Here is an 887-nt window from a genome sequence, read left to right as displayed (position 1 = left end):
ACTAGGGCCTGTTGATCTTTGCTGTTTATAATTCAGCCAACCCACATTGGCAGCCATATAAGGCAGCAAGCCAAGGCCAGTGTACTTGCATAATTCCGGGCTAATTTATCATACCTTGTTGCTACTGAGCGGTAATGTTTTAGCCTGGCAAACACGTTCTCAACCAGATGGCGATATTTGTACAGACACCAGTCAATATCGCCATTACCAATCTTCGAATTACGCTTGCGCGGTATGTTAGGGACGCCCTTTTTTTCTCGGATCTGCTCTCGTATCTTCTCGCTATCATAGCCCCGGTCAGCGATAACGTGTTCGGCATCAGGCAGCTGTTTTAGTAATTCTATGGCTGCTTTACTGTCATGAACCTCACCGCCTGTCACAATAAAATCTATTGGCAAGCCGCAACTATCCACTGCCATATGGATTTTCGTCGTGTTACCACCACGACTTTTCCCAATCGCTTCTTTATCTTCTGAGCGAGTACCTGTCGCATGCTGATGCGCTTTGACGATGCTGCCGTCTATAAATTCCCACTCTAAATCAGCCAATTGCCTTAACTCTGCGAATAGCTGCATTAGAATGCCTTTTTTAGACCACAGGTTAAAACGCCGGTAGATGGCGCTCCAATCTCCAAAAGCTTCTGGCACATCGCGCCAAGGGCAACCGACCCGCATCCGATACAAAATGCCTTCGAAAGTATTTCTGTGTTCCGGCTTGTCATATACGCGGCCCGTTTTAAGCATCAATCTGATTAGCTTTGACCAGTACTCGTCTGTTAACATTGTTCTTGGCATGATGGGTTGTCATGGTTAGTTTTTGGCGAAAGTAATTATACCAGCCCATCATGCTGTCTAATAATCCATCACGAAAGATCAACAAGCCCTAAT

General features: G+C 45.8%; 1 protein-coding gene. It reads right to left on the bottom strand.

From position 1 onward, the window contains the following. Positions 1-32: 32 nt before the first annotated feature. Positions 33-794, bottom strand: coding sequence for an IS5-like element ISSpu10 family transposase (locus tag FKQ60_RS17280; protein ID WP_170906826.1), 762 nt, complete (start codon positions 792-794; stop codon positions 33-35). Positions 795-887 lie beyond the last annotated feature (93 nt).

Origin of the sequence: Vibrio sp. A11, assembly GCF_013048705.1 — a bacterium.
Classification (GTDB): Bacteria; Pseudomonadota; Gammaproteobacteria; order Enterobacterales; family Vibrionaceae; genus Vibrio; species Vibrio metschnikovii.
The sequence above is the reverse complement of the archived record's forward strand: the minus strand, read 5'-3'. Positions and strand labels throughout refer to the sequence as shown.